Genomic DNA, 22659 nt, shown 5'->3' on the forward strand with positions numbered 1-22659 from the left:
GGTAAATGAATAAGGAGCATGTAAAGTAGCGTTTTTGTAAGCATGTTCTTCTTGGTGATACCTGTTAATGTGGCTATTCCTTCAATGCTTGATTCTGTCGATAAGCCTGACTGGTGAGGCGAGCTATGCGCATAAAGACCATTAGCGATAATGTACCCGAAAGTTTTATTTGGCTCGCTTACTCTTAGTTTAAATTTTTAATGAGATATCAATGGTTAGGTGGTTGGTTGTGAACTATATACGGATTTTTATAATAGTGCTTGTTGCAGGCATAGCCTGCTTGGCTGCAGCCGCCAATTCGGATGTGCCACCAATATTTGATTCTGTCGATAAGCCCACCTGGTGGGATGAGTTTGGACAAGAGTTTAGCCCGTTTGAGAGTCGGGATGAGATTATCCGTCTGCGCAGGAAAGAAGATACCGACGATCGAATTTATATAAAACGTGCATTGTTGACGGCAGAGTTTACGCCTGAAAATAAAGATTTAGTTAGCTTTTCATTATTTTATATACCATACGGTGAATTTTTGAGTGGCGATACTTCAATCCAGATTTTTGAGTATTTTTTACGACATTACTTTTATCGAAAAGAAGAAAATTATTGTTTTCGTTGTTCAAAAGACGGGGGCATGGTTGCGGGTGTAGTTGAACGTCTGGTCAGTCAGTACTGTAGGGCTGGGAGGGATTCGGATGCTTTGAGTTTGATTGATAAGTTTATTTCTGAGCGGAAATTAGAGCTCGACATTACTTCTCAGTCTAAAATTTATGCGAGGTTAACCGAATGCAGAAGGCGTAGCGACTTGCGGTTAACCGATAATGTTTATGAGGCGCTAGAGAAAGTTCATAAGGAGCTTTGGCCTTTAGCTGATTTATATAATGCCAATAGTGTGTATCAAGTGGGGCGAGCTGTAATGCGAGAGAGAACCGCTAGAGGAGTTTCGGGGCACTGTGAGCTCAAGCGGTTGGAGGCTGCCCATTACAAAAGAACCGATAGAGTTAAATCTTCGATATCATGGATGGCAGAGAAGCTCGAGTCATCTAATTGGGGGGCGCACATGTTTGGATTTAGCAATTTCTTGCTGTCCGAGAGTGACAGCGCAGTGAAGCTTGCTAAAGAGATATTCCTAAACGGTTACTATGAAGATAAATTTCCGAGTTGGAAAGAATACTATGCGTATAGCGAAGCCATATTTGGTATGGCGTGCCTCGATAACCGTGTATACCAAGAAATTCTTATTTCACACTTTTATAATGATAGATTGTTGCTCAAAAACGAGCAGATAGAACTCGCTATGGATCGCCTGTATCCCGCTGTTAAAGGCTATAAAAGAACTATCGTAATAACAAATTTAGGCGGCGAGCTTGAGGTAAGTGTTGGTCATTATCGTGGCCTCTTGGATGCTCACGGGGAGACCATTGTTTTTAAGAAAATACGAATTAAAGGCAAAGTTTATTGGCTTCCGATTTATAACAGCGGTCATTGGTTTGCTTGATTCTTGGTGCCGGTTATAGAAAATATCAAAGCTAGGCCCATCAAGAAGAAAAGTTTATCAAGCTGCTGAACCTTTTGCCTGACTGATAGAGGCGCGCTAAAGCCCCTGAAGGCGGTGCAACAAAGTGCGATCGAGCTATCAGAAAGTATTGCGGCTGTGGGAGAAATAAGCAACAGTACACAAAAATGGCTTTTGCTTTTACGCGTAGAGTAATAGCCCTTTTCATTAAGAGCATTTTACCGCACGCCAATAAGCGCGACGATGTGCCTAAGCGCGCTCAGGCCATGAGAGGCGTTGGCAATGGCAGTTACTAAGCTCAGAGCTTATGGTAATCTCACCCCGCCGATCGTTATATTGTTTGTGATACCGAGCTGGGCGCTGTTAGGCAGCTGATGCTGCCGAGTATTTGCGAGGCACAGTGGAGTCCGTTAATGAGTGCTTGGCGGGGCGCGTGTGCTTTGTTAGCCACCTGCATGTGGACGTAGATAAACAGTATTATATGCCATTACAGATTATCACAGAAACGGTTTGGCACAATCTTTTTGCGCGCACATGTTGGTGGGCAGCGCACCTTGATAACACTGAGGATAAACCGGTATGGCGAGTGTAACTCGCCGGCCCCAAACCGTAGTGCAATGCCCAAGTCACCGAAAACGACATGCCGAGTTTTTAGGCGCGTTTTGGCGTAGACGCCCTGAAAACAGGGTACACTCTTTACCTTGCCTTTAAGCTCTTGGCGCATCGCTCTAAAATGTATTGCCACGTTGCACATTATTCTATGCCAAAAAGACTACTGAAGCTGGATGTATAGAGATGCCTAAATGGTGGTTCGTTAATTTATACGCTGAGTTATGATAATTATGGAATTTAAAGACTATTACAAAGTACTTGGTGTTGATAAAGATGCCGATACCAAAGCCATTAAAACGGCTTATCGTAAGCTGGCGCGTCAATACCATCCAGATATGAACCCAGATAAAGGCGCGGAAGAAAAATTTAAAGAAGTAGCCGAGGCTTACCATGTTCTTAAAGATGAAAAGCTTAGGGCAGAATTCGATGAGCTCTGCGAGTATAATGCTCGGTCTTCTCGGGGCTTTCAGCCGCCCCCTAATCGGCAGTCTTCCTATTCTGGTCATCAAGGCGGAGCTTCTTTTGATGGGGATTACTCTGAGTTTTTTAACTCGGTCTTTGGTGCTAGAAATCAATCATACGAAAATTCAGAGAAAGCTCGACAAGTGAAAGGGCAAGATGTTGAGCTGGAATTACCAATTTTTTTGGAAGAGACCGTCAACGAAACAAAAAAAGAAGTCGAGTTTATGTTGCCTGCCAGCAACAGCAATGAAAAGCCTTCTAAAAAGCATTTAAAAGTAAAAATACCTTTAGGTGTTGTGGACGGTGAAAAAATTCGTTTGGTTGGCCAAGGCAAGCCCAGTTTGTATGGCGGCCCTGCTGGCGACTTATATTTACATATTAAAATCGTGCCTCATCCGCTGTTTGATGTTACGGATCACAACCTTTCAATTACATTGCCTTTAGCCCCTTGGGAGGCAGCGTTGGGGGCTAAAATTACGGTTCCCACTCTGGACGGGAAAGTAAGCCTTTCGATTCCGCCTAATACTTCCTCGGGGAAAAAACTTAGAGTTAAAGGTAAGGGATTAAAAACGAAATCCACAGTGGGCGATCTTTTGGTCGTTGTAAAGATCGTTATGCCTGCGACAACAACTGAGAAAGGAAAAGAGCTCTGGCAAGAGCTTTCTGCCAGTGAACATTTTGACCCTAGAAAAGAATGGGGTGTGAATCATGACTAAAACTCTAACAAAAATTTCTTACGAAGAGTTATGCCAGATTGAAGGCATAAAAAGTGAGTATATTATTGATATTGTCAATTATAAGATAGTTGTTCCGATTGGAGAGCTGGAAAATAATGAGTGGTTGTTTGAAACGACTAGTGTTTACTGGATTAAAAAAGCGTTGCGGTTATACCTCGATTTAGAAATAGATTGGGTGGCCGTGGCCGTTATTGTTGATTTGATGCGACAAAAAGAAATTTTAGAAAAAGAAAATGATGCGATACAGAGACAGCTTAATCGATTGGTTGGTGGTGGCTAAGTCATTTAATGATTTTTGTATTTATAGTAAATATTTTTTAATTGAATGGGGGTTAGGTAAATGCCCCTAAGATGTTATGACAAATTTAAAAGTGAAAATTAATGACACTACCTACAATATTAATAATAATTGTTACTGGAGTTTTTCTTTTTTGGGAAAGAATTCTTCCGGGGAGGTCGTTGCCAATTTCTAAAGGTTGGTATCTTCGGTCTATCGCAATAAATATGACTCAATTAGTCATTACCTTAGTTGCAGGAAAACTTTGGATATCTGTTTTTTCAGGTGGTTCGATTGTTGATTTGGAAAATATCGGGTCACCTGTTCTCCAGGGTTTTGTAGGATGGTTTGTAGGTACATTCGTATTTTATTGGTGGCATCGTTTAAGGCATGTCAAGGGGTTTTGGGTTGTATTTCATCAAATCCATCATTCGGCTTCACGAATTGAAATGTTAACGTCTTTTTATAAGCACCCACTAGAGATTTTTATTAATTCATTTATTACGGCTATTATTCTTTTTCCTATTTTGGGTTGTTCTTTGTTGGGCTCTATTTGGTATAACCTGTTCGCAGCAATTGGAGAGTATTTTTATCACGCCAATGTGAAAACACCAAAATGGCTTAGATATTTTGTTCAAACACCTGAGTTGCACTCTATTCATCATGCGTTGGGTGTCCATAAGTATAATTTCAGTGATATACCGATTTGGGACAGGATTTTTGGTACCTATAAAGATACGACTAAGTTTAGCAAAAAATGCGGTTTTCCTAATGATAACGAACAAAAAATATGGAAAATGTTAATATTTAAAGATGTGTATGATGATTGATCTTGTGCTAAAAATAGCCTGTTAAAGGGCGTTAGATATAGGCCAAACTAGAACCATAAACAAAGAAATATACCATTGAAAAAACCATTAACTAGCTGGACTGTTTGTCTGGAGTGTCAGGGTCGCGGTAAAAAAAGTCGAAGACTGCGAAAAAAAGTACGGCTGCGTTATCAGAGAGAGTTGGATGAATTTGTAAAGATGCAGAGCACGGGGCTAGCTCCTGTTCGGCCTAAAAATCATCTTGATGACTGCTTAAATTGTAGCGGATCGGGGTTGGTTTATTCTGCGGCCGCCCCTGTAGCCAATACAGAAAACTACCCGCATGTTGCTATTGTGGGCGCCGGAATAGGCGGAGTTGCGTTGGCGGTAGCTTGTTTGCACCGCGCGATTCCTTTTACGCTTTATGAGCGTGATAGCGGCTTTAATATTCGATCTCAAGGATATGGATTAACACTGCAGCAAGCGAGTAAAGCCATTGAGGGGTTAGGTCTCTTTTCTTTAGACGGTAAAGTTGTTTCCACAAGGCACTTGGTGCATACCACGGCAGGCAAAGTAGTTGGTGAATGGGGCATGAGAAAGTGGATGCAGTCTGCGGATAATGCACTTCCCAAGCGTACTAATTTGCATATTGCCCGTCAGTCTTTGCGCTTTGCGTTACTGCAACAACTCGGGAGTCATGATGCGGTGCGTTGGGGGCATAGGTTAGTTGATGTTAAGGTGCGTGATGGCGGAGGTGTTGACTTAAGCTTTCAAGTCAACGGGGCGATTGAGCAGGCTACAGCTGATCTTGTGGTGGGGGCCGATGGTATTCGTAGTGCGGTGCGCGAGTTACTGATAGGCGAGCATGCCACGCCTTTGCGTTATTTAGGCTGTATGGTAATTTTGGGCATTTGTCCGTTAGCGGATCTAGACGGTCTTAAACATGATCTGTTGGATTCTGCCACGGTATTTCAAACCGCCAATGGCAATGAGCGTATTTATATAATGCCTTATGATTCGGATTCGGTAATGTGGCAGCTTAGCTTTCCAATACCAGAGGCCGAGGCTCGGGCGCTGAGTGATCAAGGCGCTCAAGCATTAAAAGAAGAGGCATATCGTAGAACTCAGTGGCACGATCCTATTCCGCAAATTTTAAGCGCTACTAAAACGGCGTTGGTATCGGGTTATCCGGTGTATGACCGCGAGTTACTTGAGCCGGAATTATTAAACACAGGCGCGCCAATTACTCTTATAGGTGATGCCGCCCACCCTATGAGCCCATTCAAAGGCCAAGGTGCGAATCAAGCGTTACTAGATGCGTTGGCGCTGGCTCGGGCAATAGTAATCGGTTGTAGGCCGTTATCTTTATGGCGCGAAGCGGGCATTAGAGACAGTGTATTAACTGAGTTTGAGTCAGACATGTTAGCGCGTAGCGCTATTAAGGTAAAAGATTCAGCGGCCGCTGCGCAGTTTTTACATTCTGACGCGGTGCTTTATGAGGGCGATGAGCCTAGGGGCCGAAACTTAAAAAGGTTGGATCAATAACTGCTGCATACAGCTTGGTTAATAATTTTTTTGATGACGGCAGGCCTAAGGCATAATTCTATTTTTCTTGTTGTAGATTTGTAAAAGCTCGCAAAAATAAATAATTTCACGAGCTTTTGGAGATGTCTATCGGCGAGAGTTTAGTGGTTATAAAATTTCATTACCATGATATGGCAAGATACCGAACACCTTTCGTTAAAATGTCACTAGATACCCCGACGCTATAGGTTGGATACACCTGGGTAACGGTTAGTGTTGCCCTTTCGGCCTGTAAGGTTTTGTAGTCAGGCGGGTATGGGCCAGCGTACGAGGTGTTGCTTAGACTTGGAAGGTAGCCACCGCTTTGGTTGTTAATATCTAATGTATCCCCTACCTTTATACCGTGGTTGGCGCCGGCAAATAGATACACGCTGTTGTCTGTATCGCTTGGCTGAGCGGGAACCATAAAGGGTTGGCAGTTTATTTTTTCCCCTAGATCATTAATAGCATTTTCTATTAGCGAGTTAACCATTGCCCCGTATGCAGTCTTCCAAAATCGAGGGGTGCCAAATCCAGTCTCTTCTGTATAGTTCGCGCTCCATATGCCAATATCGGAATAACTTTTATCAAAAATGGGTGACCCTGAAATTCCATCATGGACTACCATTCGAAAGGCAAAGTGCCTTGCTCTGACGTCTTCTTTTACTTCATCCGTACTTTTGGATGAAAAAAAGTCTGAAAGTGATTGGCTGAATCTAGTCGCATGAGTTTTGCGAAAGTAGTCATCTGGATAAAGCATGGACATATCCAGAATCGATCCCGAAACCACTAGTTGCACTTGATATTTTTTTGCTAGATTTTTTACCGTATCAGAGGTTTGGAAGTTAGAGCTTTCATAGCGCGTCTGGTTTGACAGTACGACGGATGGCTCATCTTGCACAAGAACATTGTAGGCGGGATAAAGTCGTTGCGAGAGCTCTGCTGAAAAATCAGTATCAATATTGTGCAGTTGCCCTACCCGGGAGGATTCTGGCCGCGCCCTTGGAAACCCCGTTAGTAATACGTTCTTATTGTAATGAAGCCGATTAGGGGAGCTGCAGTCTTGTTCGTCGCTCACCACAGCTTTGATGGCGACGACGTAGATGCCGTTATGTTGCCGCTCATCTAACACCTCAACATCGCTAACCTTGCCCAGTGCTCGTAAGTTGACCCGATCACTGACCAATACGCCGTTATTTACGTCTGTGAGGCTATTAACCTGGCTGCCGAACTTGATAAGAGCATTTCTGATTGCGTCCTCATAGGCGCTCTGTCGGGCCGCCTGAATATCACTGCCCAGTGGGCTGCGGCCTTCAGCGCTAATGACATCACCATAGGCAAACTGCCAGCCCCCCAAGAGAATTACCAATTGGGTCGTTAGCAGCATTGATCGCAACATCTTTGACCAAGTCATTCGGGCCACACTTGCCTTTGACCGTTGCCGGTATCGTAATGCGAGTCTGTGGTAGATAAGGTGCTTATACGACGCTCGAGGGCAGGATTATGAGCTTTTGTCGTTGGCGCGCCTTTAACGCTAGAGGCCGCCGTAAAATTTTGAAAGAAATCTTGGCCTAGTGTTAAAGACAGGGTGGTTTCATAGTACCCTTGGTTTGTTAAGCCTTGCGAGATAATCCTAGATTGTTGGATGTAACTATCGACTACTGCGCGCAAGTGGTCATAGTTGGTCACAAAATCAGCTACTTTTGTCGATGCTGAAATTTGTACCCCTTGAACCCGCTCGGCCAAGGTCCGATAAGCATCTACCTCTGAGGCTCTCATGGCCATAAGTGTTTGTTGCGGTTTGTTTTGGTTCTGATTATCTGGTGCGCCAAATCCAGTAGCGGTAATAATAAGCGGCTCAATTGTATTACCCATATGGGTAATATTAGCTTGGGCGCTTGCACTTGCTTCCCCGTTTGAACACAAGGTGCATCTAAGTATTCCGCAACCATTTAACGACACCAAAAGTATGGGTACGGCGATAATTGACGCCACACGAACTATAAGCCTTTTCATATCAATATCCTTTATAAGTCTGCCACGCTATCGACCAGATGCGCTATATCTTTAGTGCAGGTATACACGTTGGCGGCTAATAGCAGCCTCGCCGCTAAGGACGGATTGGTTAGCCAAGTAAAAGTGAGCAAAGAGGTCTTGTTATAAGCTGGGAGGGTTGTGTCTGGCTATATTTCTGACATAAAAAAGGCCGCTCTTGCGCACAAGAGCGGCCTTTTACTTACCGGCTAACGTCTTATTGACGAATACCTTCGATATGCAGTTTAAGCTCAACGGTTTGTGATGCTGGGCCTAAATCTTTGGTGATACCAAAGTCTTTCATTAAGAATTCAGCTTCGCCTTCAAAACCGACCCGGTAACCGCCCCAAGGGTCTTTACCTTCGCCAACTTTTTCGACTTCGATGGTGATTTCTTTAGTAACACCGTGCAGAGTTAAGTCGCCGACGATATCAAATTCTTCGCCGTTGTCATCTATGTTGCTAATGCTTTTACTGACAAAAGTAGCTTCTGGAAATTTATCTACCGCTAAAAAGTCGTTACCGCGCAGGTGTTTATCTCGCTCGGCGTGGTTGCTGTCGACACTGGTGGTGTCGATGGTGACGTTGATGCTGCTGGCGGCAAGGTTTTCGGCATCGTAGCTAAAGTTGCCGCTAAAGTTATTAAAACGCCCTAGCAGCCAGCTGTAACCTAAATGTTGCACCTGAAAGTTAATAGAAGCGTGAGCGCCTTTAGTGTCGATCACGTAATCGGCAGCCATGCTAGAGCTGGCAGCAACGGCACTGCTTGCGAGTATGACGCCGGCCAGTGTTTTCTTTATCCAACCATTTGCTACGTTCATGGTGTACTCCTTGAGTTTTAACAGAATTACGGTGAGTCTGTTTTTGCGACGGGTTTAAGCATCCGCAGTAAGGTGCGGTCGCGATAAATAAAATGATGTACCAGTGCGGCCAAGCCATGCAGTGCTGCAAAGATAACAATAAGCCAGCCAAATATACGATGTACAAAGCCGGCGATATCCACTTGCGCGGCATTGATTTGTAAAAATACCGGAAAGGTTAACCAACCGAACAGCTCTGGACCTTTGCCCTCGGCACTGGTTACAAGATAACCGGTTAATAGCAGCGTTAATAGCAGTGAATATAAGACGATCTTTAAAGCCGCCGCGGCTCTTAGCTGCCATTTGTTTTGCCTCGCCAGTGCGACAGGCTTGGGGTTACATAAACGCCAGAGTAAACGCGCTAGTGTTACCAGCAAAAGCAGCAGGCCAATACTGACGTGTAGAGTCGGACCTTTGTGATACCAAGGGTCGTAGTAGCCAAGGTCGACCATATAAATACCAAGGCCAAACAAAAATACGATAGCCAGTGCGCTAAGCCAGTGTATGGCAATACTAATAAAGCCAAAACCTGCGCGTGTGTCTTTTAACATGAGTCCGATTCCGTTTGCCGGCGTTATTGTTTGCAGTGCTAGGCTAGCAAAGCCGCTGTCGGCGCATGGTTAAGAATTGTCAGAGGTTTGCTGCAAGTGCCCAAAATAGTCGCTTTAGTTGATAAATTTTACAATTCTTAGTCGCGCGGCACTGGTCGGGTGCGGCCGTTGTCATCAATAGCAACATAGACAAACTCGCCCTCGGTGACTTTAGCCACCTCACCAGTGCGGGCTATTTTGATCCACACTTCGATAGTGATGTGAATAGAGCTGCGGCCCACGTCAGTGGCATCGGCATAAACACTGACCGTAGCGCCCACGGGTACCGGGCGTAAAAATGCCATATTACCTACGGCTACGGTAGTGATCCGGCCACGGGCAATTTGCTGCGCCAAGATGGCGCCGCCAATGTCCATTTGTGACATCAGCCAACCACCAAAGATATCGCCGTAAGGGTTGGTGTCGGCAGGCATAGAAAGCGTTTGCAGTGTTAGCTCGCCGTTGGGAGTCGGATTAATGTCAAGACCGTGCATGGCCATAGTAGGGTTACCTTGTGTCCTATGTGCGTTATTAATGGTGGCAAAAGCCAAGTGCTAAATATAGCAGAGACGCCCTGATTATTGTGTGAAGTAAAGTACAGCCAAGCAAGAAATAAGGTTGGTTGGTGCTTGGCGGCTCCAGTCAGCTCATCTGTGCCTAATTTTACGGCCTGTTAGATCGCCGGTGGCTACGCAGCATATGCGCTGCCTGACATTTCGCGATGCGGTTTTAGCGCATAACCGATGGCAACCAAGTCACCAGTGCCGGCCAGATCGCCAGCGCTGCCAGTAAACACAATTGCAGGGCGATAAACGGTGCAACCCCGCGATAAATATCGGCGGTGGCGACGGAATCGGGTGCTACACCGCGCAGATAAAACAGCGCAAAGCCAAATGGCGGTGTTAAAAAGGACGTTTGCAGGTTGATGGCGATCATAATGCCGAGCCAGATAGGATCGATCCCCATGGCCAGTAGCACTGGCCCGACAATAGGCACCACCACAAAAGTGATCTCGATAAAGTCGAGAATAAAACCCAGCAAGAAGATCACCAGCATCACCACCAGCAGCGCGCCTATGTGCCCACCGGGTAAGCTATTAAACAGGGTGTGGATTAACTCTTCACCGCCAAAGCCGCGAAACACCAATGAGAATAACGATGCACCCAGTAAGATGGTAAAGATCATAGCGCTGATACGGGTGGTTGAGCGCAATACATCGATCAACCGTTCCCGCGACAGCAAGCGCTGGCTGGCGGCTAAGATTAATGCGCCCATGGCACCAACCCCAGCCGCCTCGGTAGCGGTGGCAATACCGCTAAGAATCGAGCCTAACACCAGAGTAATTAGTACCAGTACCGGTACCAGCGATAACCATAAGCGGCCGCCGGTTAGCTCGCTGGGCTGCTCAGAATCATGGTTTGCATCACTGGGTAAGCTAGGCGCTTTGTCGGGCGAAAGCCGAGCAACCACTAATAGATAAGTGATGTATAACACGACTAACAGCAGACCTGGGATGACCGCACCGACAAATAAGTCGCCCACAGAGACAGTTTGTAAATTGAGTACCCCAAGGCGCAATTGCGCTTGCTGATAGGCGTTGGACAGCACATCGCCCAGCAGCACTAATGCGATAGACGGCGGAATAATTTGCCCTAAGGTGCCGGTGGCGCAGATGGTGCCGGTGGCTAGCGACGGATGGTAGCCGTGGCGCAGCATCGTCGGTAGTGATATTAAACCCATAGTGACAACGGTGGCGCCGACGATACCGGTACTGGCTGCAAGCAGCGCGCCGACCAAAATAACCGATAACCCTAGCCCGCCTGGCAAGCGGCCGCAGGCGCGTGCCATATTGCTTAACAGCGTTTCGGCTAGGCGGGATTTCTCCAGCATAACCCCCATAAACACAAATAACGGCACCGCCACCAAGGTGTAGTTGTTCATGATGCCGTAAATACGGCTGGGAAAGGTTTGCAGTAAAGATGGCTCAAATACGCCGGCGATAATGCCGCCGCCGGCAAACAGCAGTGCCATACCGGCCAAGGTAAAAGCGACGGGGTAGCCCAGCATTAAGGCTAGGCAAACGGCGGTGAACATCCACAGGGGTAAAAACTCAATCAACATGATTGGCTCCGGTGTGGTGTTGGTTATTTATTGGCGCCGCGCTTGTTAGCATCCAGCTTGCTCGCAATAGTTCGGCCAAGGCTGCCAAGGTTAAAGAGACGGCAAATACCAGCACTAAAGATTTTAGTAAGTAAACATAGGCAAGCCCGCCGGCATCGGTCGAGCGCTCGGTTACGTGCCACGAGCCCGCGACAAAGTCGAGGCTGATCCAGCCGACAAAAATTGCAAAGGGCAAAGTAAAAACAAGCGTGCCTATGGCGTCAACCCAGGCTTGAGTTCGCCTAGTAAAGCGTCGGTAAAACACATCGACTCGTACCTGTGCGCCGTGTTTGAGGGCGTACCCTGCGCCCAGTAAAAATACCGCCGCATGCATATAGGTGACGGACTCTTGCAGGCCGATAGAGCCGGTGTCAAACAGTCGCCGCAGTACCACGACGGCCACTGTGGCGATCACCATAATCAGTGTTAACCAAGCGGTGGCGCGACCGGTGAATTCGGTAATTGCATCAAGTGCTAGCAACAAGCGCGGGGGTGCGCCGGTCAAGGGGTTAACGGGAGCGATAGGTGTACTCATGGCGTCCGGGCGCACAATTTGCGCCATCGTTATTATTGTTTCAGTGTGATCTGCCAGCAGCAACGCTGCTGGCTAATGGGGGGCATTATACCGTTTATTGCGGCTGTTGTAGTTTTTGCAGCTGAGCTTGAGCCGCTTGGCCGATTTCGCCCCCGCCCTGGACGGCTTGCTGAAAGTAAGCAACGGCTTTTTGCTTATCGCCTTTTTGCAGCGCGTATTCACCTAAATAGAAGCTGGCAATTTGGGTGGGCAGCAGTTGCATGCTCTTGTCTAAATCGCTGGCCGAAGCATCGGGTTTATCGAGCTGACGATACGCTAAAGCGCGATATATATAAGGACGAAAGTACTCAGGATTAGCCGCAATCGACTTGCTAAAAGCTTGCTCCGAGCCGGCAAAGTCTTTCTCATTGGCTGCGATACGGCCTTTTAGCTCCCAAAACAGATTCTCTTTGGGCTGCTTGGCAAGAGCGCGATCGGTGAGTTGCTTGGCCTCGGCGACGTTTTCTGCGCTAAGTGCTTGTAACGCTTTTTGATAGTCGGCGTAAGCGCTCTGATCGCTTTTAAGCTGGGCGATGGCACGCTGGTACTCGGTTTTGTTGCGCGCGCCGCCGGGGCGTTGTGCGGCCAGTTTTTTGTTGATTTCGACCCGCTGTTGCGAGGGAGGGTGGCTGGCAAAAAAGCTTTCCATCCAATTCGCTTGCTGTCCCTCAGAGAGCTTAACGAAGGTCTTTTGCAGTTCAACCGCACCTTGTGGGTCGTAACCGGCACGCACCATATATTCAATGCCGTATTGGTCTGACTCCAGCTCTTGATCGCGGCCGTAACGTGCCTGCCATGCTTGGGCGCCTACGCCCAGCGCGCCTACCGCAAGTCCTGCGGTTTGTTGATCTTGGCTGGCCAGCGCTACCCCAGCGGCCATAAGGCCGGCGTTAAGCAGTGTGCCTTGGGTTTGTTGTTTAGCACCGTGGCGAGCCGCCGCGTGGACGATTTCATGGCCCAGTACCGCAGCCAGTTCAGCTTCATCGCCCAGCAACACTAACAGCCCGCGGTTAATGGCGATCTTGCCGCCGGGCAGTGCCCAGGCGTTGGGTACATCGTTGTTTAATACCACAAACTCGTAAGGTAGCTCGCGTCGGTCGCTTACGGCTGCCAGTTTTTGCCCAACTTTGTTAACGTATACGTTTAGATCTGGGTCGACCACATAGCGGCCTCCTTGCGACTGCTGGCTGGGCGTGTACTGCTGCGCACCAAGGGCAACCTCTTGCGCGGGCGACATCAGCGACAGCTCATTTTGACCGGTTACCGGATTGACGCTGCAGCCGGTCGTTAGGATTGCCAGAGATGCCAGCAGGGCGAGTTGTATCCAATACTTCACAGATGCCTCCAATTATTATGCGGCGAGCTTTAAGGGTATTTCTGTTGATCTGCCGGCTATGATCGCACGGTGATCGTGTTTTGGTGGTTATAATGTCACAAATTTAACCCAACGAGGTATTCATGCAAACACTTCAGGCGGTCGAGCTGTTTGCCGGCTTGCGTCCCGATGGCCAACCGATGGTCGAGCGTATCCCGGTAAAAGTGCTGGACGATAACTCGGTACAATTAGTGCGCTCACCGGCCTTTATTAAAGGTATTGCCAGCGGCGATGTGATTCGTTGTGAGCCGGATAAGCGTGAGTTTGAGATTTTAACCCACAGTGGCAATGTTGCTGTGCAAGTATTTTGCAAAGGCGATATTCAGGCGCTGGCCGATCAACTGAGCGGACCGGTGGCTAAGCTGGGCGGCGATTTAGACATCGAAACGCCGCGGATGCTGGTGTACACACTGCACGTGAGCTGTGGTTTTACAGAGATAGAGGCGGTTTTTAACGCGATCAATAGCGATGATAACGCTTGGCAGTACGGCAACGTCTACGACCCCGCCGACGGCACCACCCCATTAAATTGGTGGTTGGACATCCTCAAGCCCGAGTAGCTCGGTGATAACCCCAGATCGATAAAGGTGCCCTGTATGTTAATGCTGATCTCCCCAGCGAAGACGCTGGATTTTGAATCCACTCCGGTGACTGAGACACACACCGAGAGCGATTTTTTAACCGACTCGCAGGTGTTGATCAACGAGTTAAAAGCCCTGTCGCCAGCCGATATATCGGGCTTGATGCATATCTCTGACAAGCTCGGAGTGTTGAACTTTGATCGCTTTCAGGCATGGCAAACCCCTTTTAAGCCGAGTAATGCAAAGCAAGCGGTATTGGCGTTTCAGGGCGACGTATATACAGGCATGGCGGCCGACACCTTTAGCGCGCGCGATTTTGCCTTTGCGCAAAAGCATTTGCGTATTCTCTCGGGCTTGTATGGCTTGCTGCGGCCGCTGGATTTGATTCAGCCCTATCGTCTAGAAATGGGTACCAAGTTTAACAATAGTCGCGGTGCCAACCTCTATCAGTTTTGGGGCGATCAGCTGACCTGCGCGGTTAACCAGCAATTGGCGGCGGTTAACAGCACCAGTTTGGTTAACTTGGCCTCTAATGAGTACTTTAAAGCCATTAAACCAAAACAGTTGAGCGGTGAGGTGATTACCCCGATCTTTAAAGATTGGAAAAACGGCCAATATAAAATTATTAGCTTTTATGCGAAAAAGGCCCGTGGCTTAATGAGCGCGTATGCCATTAAGAATCGTCTAACATCGGCCGAAGACCTAAAAAGCTTTGACGTTGATGGCTACGGTTTTGTACAAGAGCTATCGTCTGAACGCGATTGGGTGTTTACTCGCAAGGTAGATTAACGCTAATTGCCTATTCACTTGGGCACGCCATAAGCTACTGTGTAAAGACGGCAATATAAAGGAGTGCTCTATGGCATTACGCATACTGGTGGTCGATGACGCCAGCTTTATCCGCGACATGGTCAAAAAACACCTGCGCGAGCAACTGCCCGGTGTTGAGGTGTTTGAGGCCCCCGATGGCAACCGTGCACTTGCCCAGCTTAAAATACAGACCATGGATTTGGTGCTGTCAGATTGGGAAATGCCCAATATGAACGGCGCAGAGCTGCTCGCCAGTATCCGCGGCGACGAGCGCTATAAAAGCACACCGTTTATTATGATCTCTAGTCGTGGCGACCGCAGTCACGTTATCAAAGCCGTACAAGCGGGAGTATCGGATTATTTAAGCAAGCCATTTACCCCCGATGAGCTGATCGCTAAAGTCACCAAACAGTTAAAAAAAATCGACAAATTGCCTGCCCCTCCGGGTTCGGGTGGTGCCGATCGTGGGGGTGTTGCGCGCATGGCCAACGCCTCGGTTGATGTGCTAACAGCGGGCTTTGGTGCCGCACCCAAAGCGGCACCGGCAGCGGTCGAAAAAGCGCCTAAATCGGTCAAAAATAAACTGAAGGCGCAGCTGCGCTTTGACAGTAATCAGGCCCCTGTGGGTTGCATTGTGCGCGAGATATCACTGCAAGCGTTTAGCGCGCTGGTCGCTCGCGACAGCCATGTACCGGCCTTGTTTGACCAAGTGGTATTAGATGTTGGCAATGACACTGAGCACCTCCAGCTTAATGCCTATGTTCACTCTTTACAGGCGGCCGAATCGCGTCCAGAAAGCCGAGCGGTGAAAGTGGTATTGCGCTTTGTCGATACCGAGGCAAGTAAGTTTGAATTGTTATCACGGCTTATTAGTTAATGTGTGCGCAAGGGATTTAGGTTAACCGAAACTATTATGGATCGACAATGAAGCACCCTACCTCTATCGATGATAGTGCATTGCTTGCGCGTTGCCTTGAGCTTGCTTGCGAGTCTGCCAGTAGTGGCGGTGGCCCGTTTAGTGCGCTAGTAGTGAAAGAGGGTGAAATTATTGCCGAGGCTTGCAACAGCGTGACGCGCGATCGCGACCCCACGGCTCACGCCGAGGTGGCCGTTATTCGTAAGGCTTGCCAGATACTGGATGATCATCAATTAACGGGCTGTACGATTTACGCCAGCTGCGAGCCCTGCCCTATGTGTTTGGGCGCTATTTATTGGGCCCGTGCCGATAAAGTTATTTTTGCTGCCAGTCGTGAGCAAGCATCAAAAGCCGGGTTTGATGATTCCCTGGTGTATCGCGAAGTTAATATCCCAGGCCCCGAACGGCAGATACCTTTTTACCATTTAGCGCTTAGCAATGCCGAGGCGCCGTTTCAGCAGTGGCAAGAATTTTCCGAGCGGCACTGTTACTAATAAATTCATTTAGCTCTCCCTGACATACTCTTTCGGTTTACTAATGTTGCCGCTGTCCCGCGCTTGAAATAGCGTGATTTCAGTATGGCCGTCCAGCCGAATGAGGTTGCGGAATTTGAAGGACATCAGCTCATATTCTTGAGCAACGTAAACAATTGTATAAATTAACCACTACCAAGTGTGCATGGGTAGAATACATACTCATCAACTCTTTATTTTTAAACATTAGTGTTCTCGATATGAAAATTCTATTCGCTCGGCTTTGGCAGAAAATTTTTATTTTGGTTGTTGTATTAGCGGCAATCGGCTATAGCACATACCTTTATTTAAAACCGGGCCAAGTGCCCGATTATATTTTATACGAGGTGGAAATTGGCACAGTGGAAAACGTCATTGCCGCCAGTGGTACGCTTGAGCCAAAAGAATACGTAGAAGTTGGGGCGCAGGTATCGGGGCAGCTTAAATCACTAGCGGTCGAGGTCGGTGATTTGGTGCAGCGCGGTGATTTGTTGGCGGAAATTGACGCGACTGTGTTTGAAACCAAGGTAATGGGCGCGACAGCGAGTTTAGAAAATAAGCGTGCTCAACTCGAAAAGCTACAGGCTGAAAGTTATCTGGCTGAAGAACGAAAAGCCCGCAACACGCGTTTATTTGCGCAAAATGCGATTAGCCAAGATACCTTAACCAGCAGTCAAACAGATGTAAAAACCATTAACGCGAGCATCCGTGCTATGGAGGCGGAGATTCGCGCCGATGAAGCATCGCTCGAAGGCGATCGAGCAACGTTAAACTACGCCAAAATTTACGCGCCCATGACTGGCACCGTGGTGTCGATTGCTGTGCGCGAGGGGCAAACGCTTAATGCCAATCAAAATGCTCCGTTGATTATGAAAATCGCCAACCTCGATGTACTGACCTTGCGCGCTGAAGTATCTGAGGCAGATGTCACGCGTATTCAACCAGGTATGGATGTTTACTTTGCAACATTGGGCAATCCAGATGAGCGCTGGAACTCTACCGTGCGTCAAGTATTACCAACCCCAGAGGTGGTAAACGATGTTGTTCTTTATCAAGTCCTGATTGATATCAAAAATCGTAACTCGCGGCTAATGGACTCGATGACGGCACAAACTTTTTTTGTGGAAAGTCGCGCAGAGGAAGTTGTGACTATTCCAGTGGGTGCTATTCGAGACGGTCGTCGAGGCAGTCGGGTGGTAAAGCAAACTGCCCCCGGTCAATTTGAGCCAGTACCGGTAGAGATTGGCGTGCGCACTCGCACTCAAGCCGAAGTTATTAGTGGTTTACAGGTGGGTGACGTTGTCGTCGCCGGTAACCGTGACGACAGCAAAGCAAATGCCCGTGCTGGGGGGGGCATGCCCAAAGGCGGCATGTCGGATAATAGAGGTGGTCGTCGTGGTGGCTTCTGATCCATTAATACAGCTGGATAATATTAGCCGCTCCTACTCGTTGGGTGAAATCACTGTTAATGCCCTAAGCGATGTATCGCTCACTATTGAGCAGGGCGAGTTTGTTGCCATTATGGGGCAGTCCGGCTCGGGCAAGTCCACTCTTATGAATATTCTTGGTTGCCTCGATAAGCCTACCGCTGGTTGCTATCGGGTGGGCGGTATTGATGTTGCTAAACTTAACAATGATGAATTGTCAGCGCTGCGTTTAAGCACCTTCGGTTTTGTGTTTCAGCGTTATCAATTGCTGGCCAATTACAACGCGTGGGAAAACGTTGCTATGCCCGGCATTTACCGCCAGTTGCCGCGCAATGAACGTCAACCCCATGCCATGCAGTTGCTGGCACAATTGGGGATGGCCGAGCGTGCGGAGCACAAACCCAGCGAATTATCGGGTGGGCAGCAGCAGCGCGTATCTATAGCGCGGGCACTGGTTAATGGCGCCGAGGTTATTCTTGCCGATGAACCTACCGGTGCCCTCGATAGCAATAGCGGCGCGCAAGTTCTGGAGCTATTACGCGAGTTTAATCAGCAAGGGGTAACGGTTATTCTGATTACTCACGACAAAGAAATTGCGCAACAGGCCAATCGCGTTATCTCGTTAAAAGACGGTTTAGTCATCGATGATCATACCGAGCTAAAATATCCGACGCCGAAACAGCATAGCGACACACCTGTACGCAATCGTATTAAAGTCTTTCCCAATATTAGTGTGTTCGAATCGATCCGCATTGCGGCCGCATCACTGCGGGTAAATTTGTTTCGTACTTTATTAACTTTGTTGGGAATTATTATTGGCGTAGCTTCCGTGGTTCTTATGATTGCCATAGGTGAAGGCGGCAAAGCTGAGGTTCTGGGGCGTATAGAATCTATCGGTACCAACTTAATATCGGTGCGTCCCGGTGGCGCTAATTTACGCCGCGGCAGTGGTGATATTGCCACTTTAACGTTAGATGATGCTGCGGCTATTGCACAAATACCTGGAGTCGTGGCTGTTGCGCCGGAGCGTAGCACTCGCGCAACGTTACGTTTTGGCGGCAACGACTACTCTGGCGGTATTAAAGGCGCCACACCAGAATATTTTTCGGTGCGCGACTGGCAGTTGTCGCAAGGCATCTTTTTTAATCAAAAGGATGTCGATCAATTTGCATCGGTGATGGTTATTGGTGCCACGATTCGCGATAACTTATTTACTGCCAGCGAAGACCCTATCGGCCGCTATGTGTTGGTTAACAGCACTCCGTATCAAGTTATTGGTGTGCTTCAAGCGAAAGGCGCCGACCCGATGGGAGGAGACATGGATGATGAAGTACTGATTCCTATCACCACTGCGCGGTTAAAGTTTTTTGGTCGGGATTACCTCAGTACGATTACCGTTAAAGCCGAAACGACGGAAGATGTCACCCGGCTTGAGCAGGAAGTTGAGGATTTGCTACTCGCGCGACACAGTGAAGAGGATGTCATGGTTCGCTCCACAGAATCGTTGGTAGAAACTGTCACCGAAGCACAAAACACCTTGACGTTATTGTTGGGCTCAATTGCCGCAATCTCGTTATTTGTTGGCGGTATCGGGGTTATGAATATTATGTTGGTGAATGTTTCCGAGCGTCGCCGCGAAATTGGTTTACGCATTGCCACTGGCGCCAAACCCGGAGATATTTTGCGGCAATTTAATATCGAGGCGTTAGTGGTGTGTATCTGCGGTGGCACCCTCGGCATCTTGGCGGGTTTTGGTGGCGCTTTTATTATCAGCTACTTTGGTGTCGCGGTGGCGTTTACCGCACTGCCGGCGCTGCTCGCGTTTGCCACATCAATTATGGTGGGGTTGATTTTTGGTTACATTCCGGCTCGCAAGGCCGCATCCCTCAGTCCTATTACCGCGCTGGCGGAGGAGTAATCGAATGCGAAAAACATTACTCGCTGTAAGTTTGTGTGCGGCAGGTTGTGCGTACAACCCCGATATTGAGCTGCCCACTAACAATACGGCTGCGGTGTATAACCAAGCTTTAACGCAACATGGGATTCAGGCCGATGATGCCGAGACGTTAGGTGCTTGGGTTACGGTGTTGCCAGATGAGTTACAAACACTGTTAGCTCAGCTGCGTGAGAACAACCTTGATTTAGATATTGCAAAGTTGCGTATCGAGCGGGCGCAACAGTTACAACGTTCCACTGCAGCTAATCATTGGCCGAGTTTAAGCGGCGCTTTGAGTAATCGTGATAACTACGATGAATACGGTAAAACATCCGATAGTAATAGTTTAAATTTTAGCGCCAGTTACACGGTCGATTTGTGGGGCGCGCGTGCGGCACAAGATGATCAGCGTGAAATTCAGCTGCAAGTACAGCGCTGGCAACAGCGCAGCTTAATGATATCGTTACAGGCGCAGTTTATTCGCACCTATGTGCAAACGTTAGCACTTAACGAGCTGCGTAATGTGGCCGAGCAAAACTATGATGCCAGTGTTAAGTTGTTGGAGTTATTTGAGTTAACATTTGAGGCCGGCTCCGCCTCAGGCATTGAGTTGCGTCAGCAAAAAAATGTGGTGCTAAATGCGCGCAGTAAATTAATTAATCTAGAACAAAGTGTGGCCGTTAACGAGCGTGCTTTGGCGTTACTTCTTGGCGATACCGATTTAACTCCAGCGGCTCTAAAAACGACATTTTCTGACTTTCATGCACCAAATATCGCCGCGCTGCAACCGGCCGAACTGCTCGAGCAGCGGCCGGACATTCAAATTGCGCAATTGGCATTGCGCGAAGATCAAAGCCTGTTGCATCAAGCCGAAGTGTCTCGTTGGCCTGATTTATCGTTAAGTGCTAGTTGGGGCTTGAGTGGTGTTTTGTCTGGTGCTAGCGATTGGGCGGGTAGCTTGGGCGAGGCCGTCTCGGTGTTGCTATTGGATGGCGGTCAAGCAAAAGCACAGGTGCGTATTGCCGAGTTGGACGCAGATATCAATCGCGCCAACTATCTATACACGGTTGCCGATGCTTATCGCGATGTGCTCGATCAACTGCAAGATTACCAAACCCGTGTACAGCAATTGGAGATTAGCGAACAAACATTTGATAACAGCCGCGCTTTATATGATTTGTCTAAAATCCGTTACGAGGCCGGTGATACCGACTTTATTAACTTGTTGTTGGCGCAGCAAACCTGGTTTAGTGCCAATGAGTTGATCGTGACCGCTAAGCGCGATTACTTTATAACCCTAGTGAATGTCTATGAGTCTATGGGCTCGGCCCCCGCGCTGGAAGCTATAACCTCCCCTTCCCTGTAAGCCATTGCGTTGTTCGCCTTGGGCAACGCAATTACTGCTTGATACGCCGGCCGGCTAGGCTGGCACTGCCCTTGCAATACTCCCTTTGAATAAGCTTATTAGGCCGCTGAGCGGCTATTTTGCTTGTGTTGTTACAGAATAATTGTAGCACTTACAAAGACTCGGAGAAAAACTATGCGACGGATAAAAACTGGATTTTTCACAATTTTAATGACCGTATTTGCATTAACGGCATGTGCGAACAACGCCCCTGTGCCTAATATTTTGCTGTCTCAGGCCGAGGCTGGTGTCGAGCAGGCGCGCAGTTTAAACGCCGAAAAACATGCGCCGTTAGCACTGCGCGATGCAAAACAAAATTTAGACAAAGCGAATGCGGCAATAGCAAAAAAAGACAACGCTAAAGCCAGTCAGTGGCTGGAACGATCAGTTGCTGACTCAGACTTGGCTATTGCTAAGTCGCACGCCAAAAAATCAGAACGAGCGGCCGACCAGGTTGAAGAAAATCTGCGAGTGCTAGAGCAGGAAGTGAAAAATAACCAGCAGTAATCGACCGCTAACGCAGAGGATAGAATTATGTACGGTATAAAAAATCACAAAAAGGCATTGTTTAGCGCTACATTGGCAGCGATTTTAGCAACTGGTTGCGCCACCACGGCCGACTCTCCAGATGAGCGCTTGGTACGCTTACGTGCCGAGCTTGATAATGTTACAACAATTGATCAAGCCAATCGTTATGCGCCCATTAAACTGCGCGAAGCCGAAGAGTCACTGGATAAATTAGAAGCCCTGTTGCGCGCAGATGCCGAGCCTAATGCGGTGAGTCATCAGGTTTATTTAGTTGACCGTAAAATTGATATCGCGGCTGAGATGGCACGCATGAAAGCCTCGGATGAGATCGTCGAGCAGGCTGATGCGAAACGTAAAAACTTGATTATAGCGGCTCGCACCTCAGAGGCCCAGAAAGCTTCAATGCGTGCGCAGCAAATGGATCAACGTGCCAAAGACTCCGCAGCGCAAGCCAAAGAATCGGCAGAGCGAGCCCGTTTGGCAGAAGAGCGAGCACAAGCCGCTGAGGCGTATGCGCAACAGATGGCGACCCGTGCTAATAAACTTGAAAATGATTTGCAAAATATTAGTACCGAGCAAACCGAGCGTGGTTTGGTGCTAACCTTGGGAAATATTTTGTTTGAAGTAGATAAGGCGACCATAAAGTCGGGCTCGGAGCGCACTTTACAGCGAGTGGCCGATTTCTTAAACGAATACCCTAAGCGCAAAGTCTTAATTGAAGGCTTTACCGATAACACCGGTGCCGATAGTTACAATCAAGATTTGTCTGAGCGCCGCGCGGCATCTGTTAAAGATACTTTAGTGCAAGGCGGTGTCGATGAAAGTCGAGTAAGAACGCGCGGCTATGGTGAGGCGCATGCCGTTGCCAATAATGACTCCCAGGCAGGACGCTTACAGAACCGCCGGGTAGAAATCATTATTGCTGATGAAGGCGAGGAAGTGAGTGATCGTGATTCGTAAGTTGAATTGGCTCACTGCCGAA

At 48.0% G+C, this 22659-nt stretch carries 22 protein-coding genes; 14 read left to right on the forward strand and 8 right to left on the reverse strand.

Annotated features, from left to right (window positions below; all coding sequences use genetic code 11):
- Positions 1–229: 229 nt before the first annotated feature.
- From GILYN3_RS11560 to GILYN3_RS11585, 5 genes are all read left to right on the forward strand, one after another.
- Positions 230–1492, forward strand: a complete 1263-nt coding sequence (locus GILYN3_RS11560) for a hypothetical protein (RefSeq protein ID WP_049723125.1) — start codon at positions 230–232, stop codon at positions 1490–1492.
- Positions 1493–2352: 860 nt separating this feature from the next.
- Complete coding sequence (locus GILYN3_RS11570; RefSeq protein WP_049723127.1) at positions 2353–3300, forward strand: DnaJ C-terminal domain-containing protein; 948 nt, start codon at positions 2353–2355, stop codon at positions 3298–3300.
- Positions 3293–3601, forward strand: a complete 309-nt coding sequence (locus GILYN3_RS11575) for a chaperone modulator CbpM (protein WP_049723128.1) — start codon at positions 3293–3295, stop codon at positions 3599–3601. Before GILYN3_RS11570 ends, GILYN3_RS11575 begins: the two co-directional genes overlap by 8 nt.
- Positions 3602–3702: 101 nt before the next feature.
- Positions 3703–4428: a sterol desaturase family protein gene (locus tag GILYN3_RS11580; protein ID WP_049723129.1), complete on the forward strand. Its 726-nt coding sequence runs from the start codon at positions 3703–3705 to the stop codon at positions 4426–4428.
- Between the two features lie 273 nt (positions 4429–4701).
- Entirely contained in the window at positions 4702–5952 is a 1251-nt protein-coding gene (locus tag GILYN3_RS11585) for an FAD-dependent monooxygenase (protein ID WP_232305579.1), read from the forward strand.
- A gap of 160 nt (positions 5953–6112) precedes the next feature.
- On the opposite strand, the gene GILYN3_RS11590 is transcribed toward GILYN3_RS11585, so the two are convergent.
- From GILYN3_RS11590 to GILYN3_RS11625, 8 genes are all read right to left on the reverse strand, one after another.
- Complete coding sequence (locus GILYN3_RS11590; protein WP_049723131.1) at positions 6113–7384, reverse strand: flagellar assembly protein T N-terminal domain-containing protein; 1272 nt, start codon at positions 7382–7384, stop codon at positions 6113–6115.
- Entirely contained in the window at positions 7381–7986 is a 606-nt protein-coding gene (locus GILYN3_RS11595) for an LPP20 family lipoprotein (protein WP_084005385.1), read from the reverse strand. Before GILYN3_RS11595 ends, GILYN3_RS11590 begins: the two co-directional genes overlap by 4 nt.
- Positions 7987–8221: 235 nt before the next feature.
- Positions 8222–8824, reverse strand: a complete 603-nt coding sequence (locus tag GILYN3_RS11600; RefSeq protein ID WP_049723133.1) for a YceI family protein — start codon at positions 8822–8824, stop codon at positions 8222–8224.
- A 26-nt stretch (positions 8825–8850) separates the two neighbouring features.
- On the reverse strand, positions 8851–9414 hold the full coding sequence (locus GILYN3_RS11605; protein ID WP_049723134.1) for a cytochrome b: 564 nt from the start codon (positions 9412–9414) through the stop codon (positions 8851–8853).
- A gap of 137 nt (positions 9415–9551) precedes the next feature.
- Entirely contained in the window at positions 9552–9953 is a 402-nt protein-coding gene (locus GILYN3_RS11610) for an acyl-CoA thioesterase (RefSeq protein ID WP_408606316.1), read from the reverse strand.
- 229 nt (positions 9954–10182) lie between these two features.
- Positions 10183–11574 carry a TRAP transporter large permease gene (locus tag GILYN3_RS11615; RefSeq protein WP_198147351.1) on the reverse strand — a complete coding sequence of 464 codons (1392 nt, stop codon included), beginning with the start codon at positions 11572–11574 and terminating at the stop codon, positions 10183–10185.
- The gene (locus GILYN3_RS11620) at positions 11564–12163 is read right to left on the reverse strand and encodes a TRAP transporter small permease subunit (protein ID WP_232305580.1); all 600 of its coding nucleotides are present in this window, start codon (positions 12161–12163) and stop codon (positions 11564–11566) included. Before GILYN3_RS11620 ends, GILYN3_RS11615 begins: the two co-directional genes overlap by 11 nt.
- A gap of 79 nt (positions 12164–12242) precedes the next feature.
- A complete protein-coding gene (locus GILYN3_RS11625) occupies positions 12243–13523 on the reverse strand; it encodes a M48 family metalloprotease (protein WP_084005389.1) in 1281 nt (426 codons plus the stop codon).
- Between the two features lie 122 nt (positions 13524–13645).
- Between GILYN3_RS11625 and GILYN3_RS11630 the strand changes: the two genes are divergently transcribed.
- The 9 genes from GILYN3_RS11630 to GILYN3_RS11670 all read left to right on the forward strand — a co-directional run bounded on the left by GILYN3_RS11630 (position 13646) and on the right by GILYN3_RS11670 (position 22637).
- The gene (locus GILYN3_RS11630; protein WP_049723136.1) at positions 13646–14122 is read left to right on the forward strand and encodes a DUF4265 domain-containing protein; all 477 of its coding nucleotides are present in this window, start codon (positions 13646–13648) and stop codon (positions 14120–14122) included.
- 36 nt (positions 14123–14158) lie between these two features.
- Entirely contained in the window at positions 14159–14932 is a 774-nt protein-coding gene (gene yaaA / locus GILYN3_RS11635) for a peroxide stress protein YaaA (RefSeq protein ID WP_049723137.1), read from the forward strand.
- Between the two features lie 70 nt (positions 14933–15002).
- Entirely contained in the window at positions 15003–15830 is an 828-nt protein-coding gene (locus GILYN3_RS11640; RefSeq protein ID WP_049723138.1) for a response regulator, read from the forward strand.
- Positions 15831–15877: 47 nt separating this feature from the next.
- Positions 15878–16363, forward strand: a complete 486-nt coding sequence (locus GILYN3_RS11645) for a nucleoside deaminase (protein WP_049723139.1) — start codon at positions 15878–15880, stop codon at positions 16361–16363.
- 239 nt (positions 16364–16602) lie between these two features.
- Positions 16603–17790, forward strand: coding sequence for an efflux RND transporter periplasmic adaptor subunit (locus GILYN3_RS11650; protein WP_049723140.1), 1188 nt, complete (start codon positions 16603–16605; stop codon positions 17788–17790).
- On the forward strand, positions 17777–19726 hold the full coding sequence (locus GILYN3_RS11655) for a MacB family efflux pump subunit (protein ID WP_232305581.1): 1950 nt from the start codon (positions 17777–17779) through the stop codon (positions 19724–19726). Before GILYN3_RS11650 ends, GILYN3_RS11655 begins: the two co-directional genes overlap by 14 nt.
- A 4-nt stretch (positions 19727–19730) precedes the next feature.
- Positions 19731–21110, forward strand: coding sequence for a TolC family protein (locus GILYN3_RS11660; RefSeq protein WP_049723141.1), 1380 nt, complete (start codon positions 19731–19733; stop codon positions 21108–21110).
- Positions 21111–21284: 174 nt separating this feature from the next.
- Entirely contained in the window at positions 21285–21656 is a 372-nt protein-coding gene (locus GILYN3_RS11665) for a DUF4398 domain-containing protein (protein WP_084005393.1), read from the forward strand.
- 27 nt (positions 21657–21683) lie between these two features.
- Complete coding sequence (locus GILYN3_RS11670) at positions 21684–22637, forward strand: OmpA family protein (protein WP_049723143.1); 954 nt, start codon at positions 21684–21686, stop codon at positions 22635–22637.
- Positions 22638–22659 lie beyond the last annotated feature (22 nt).

Source organism: Gilvimarinus polysaccharolyticus, assembly GCF_001187555.1.
Lineage (GTDB): Bacteria > Pseudomonadota > Gammaproteobacteria > Pseudomonadales > Cellvibrionaceae > Gilvimarinus > Gilvimarinus polysaccharolyticus.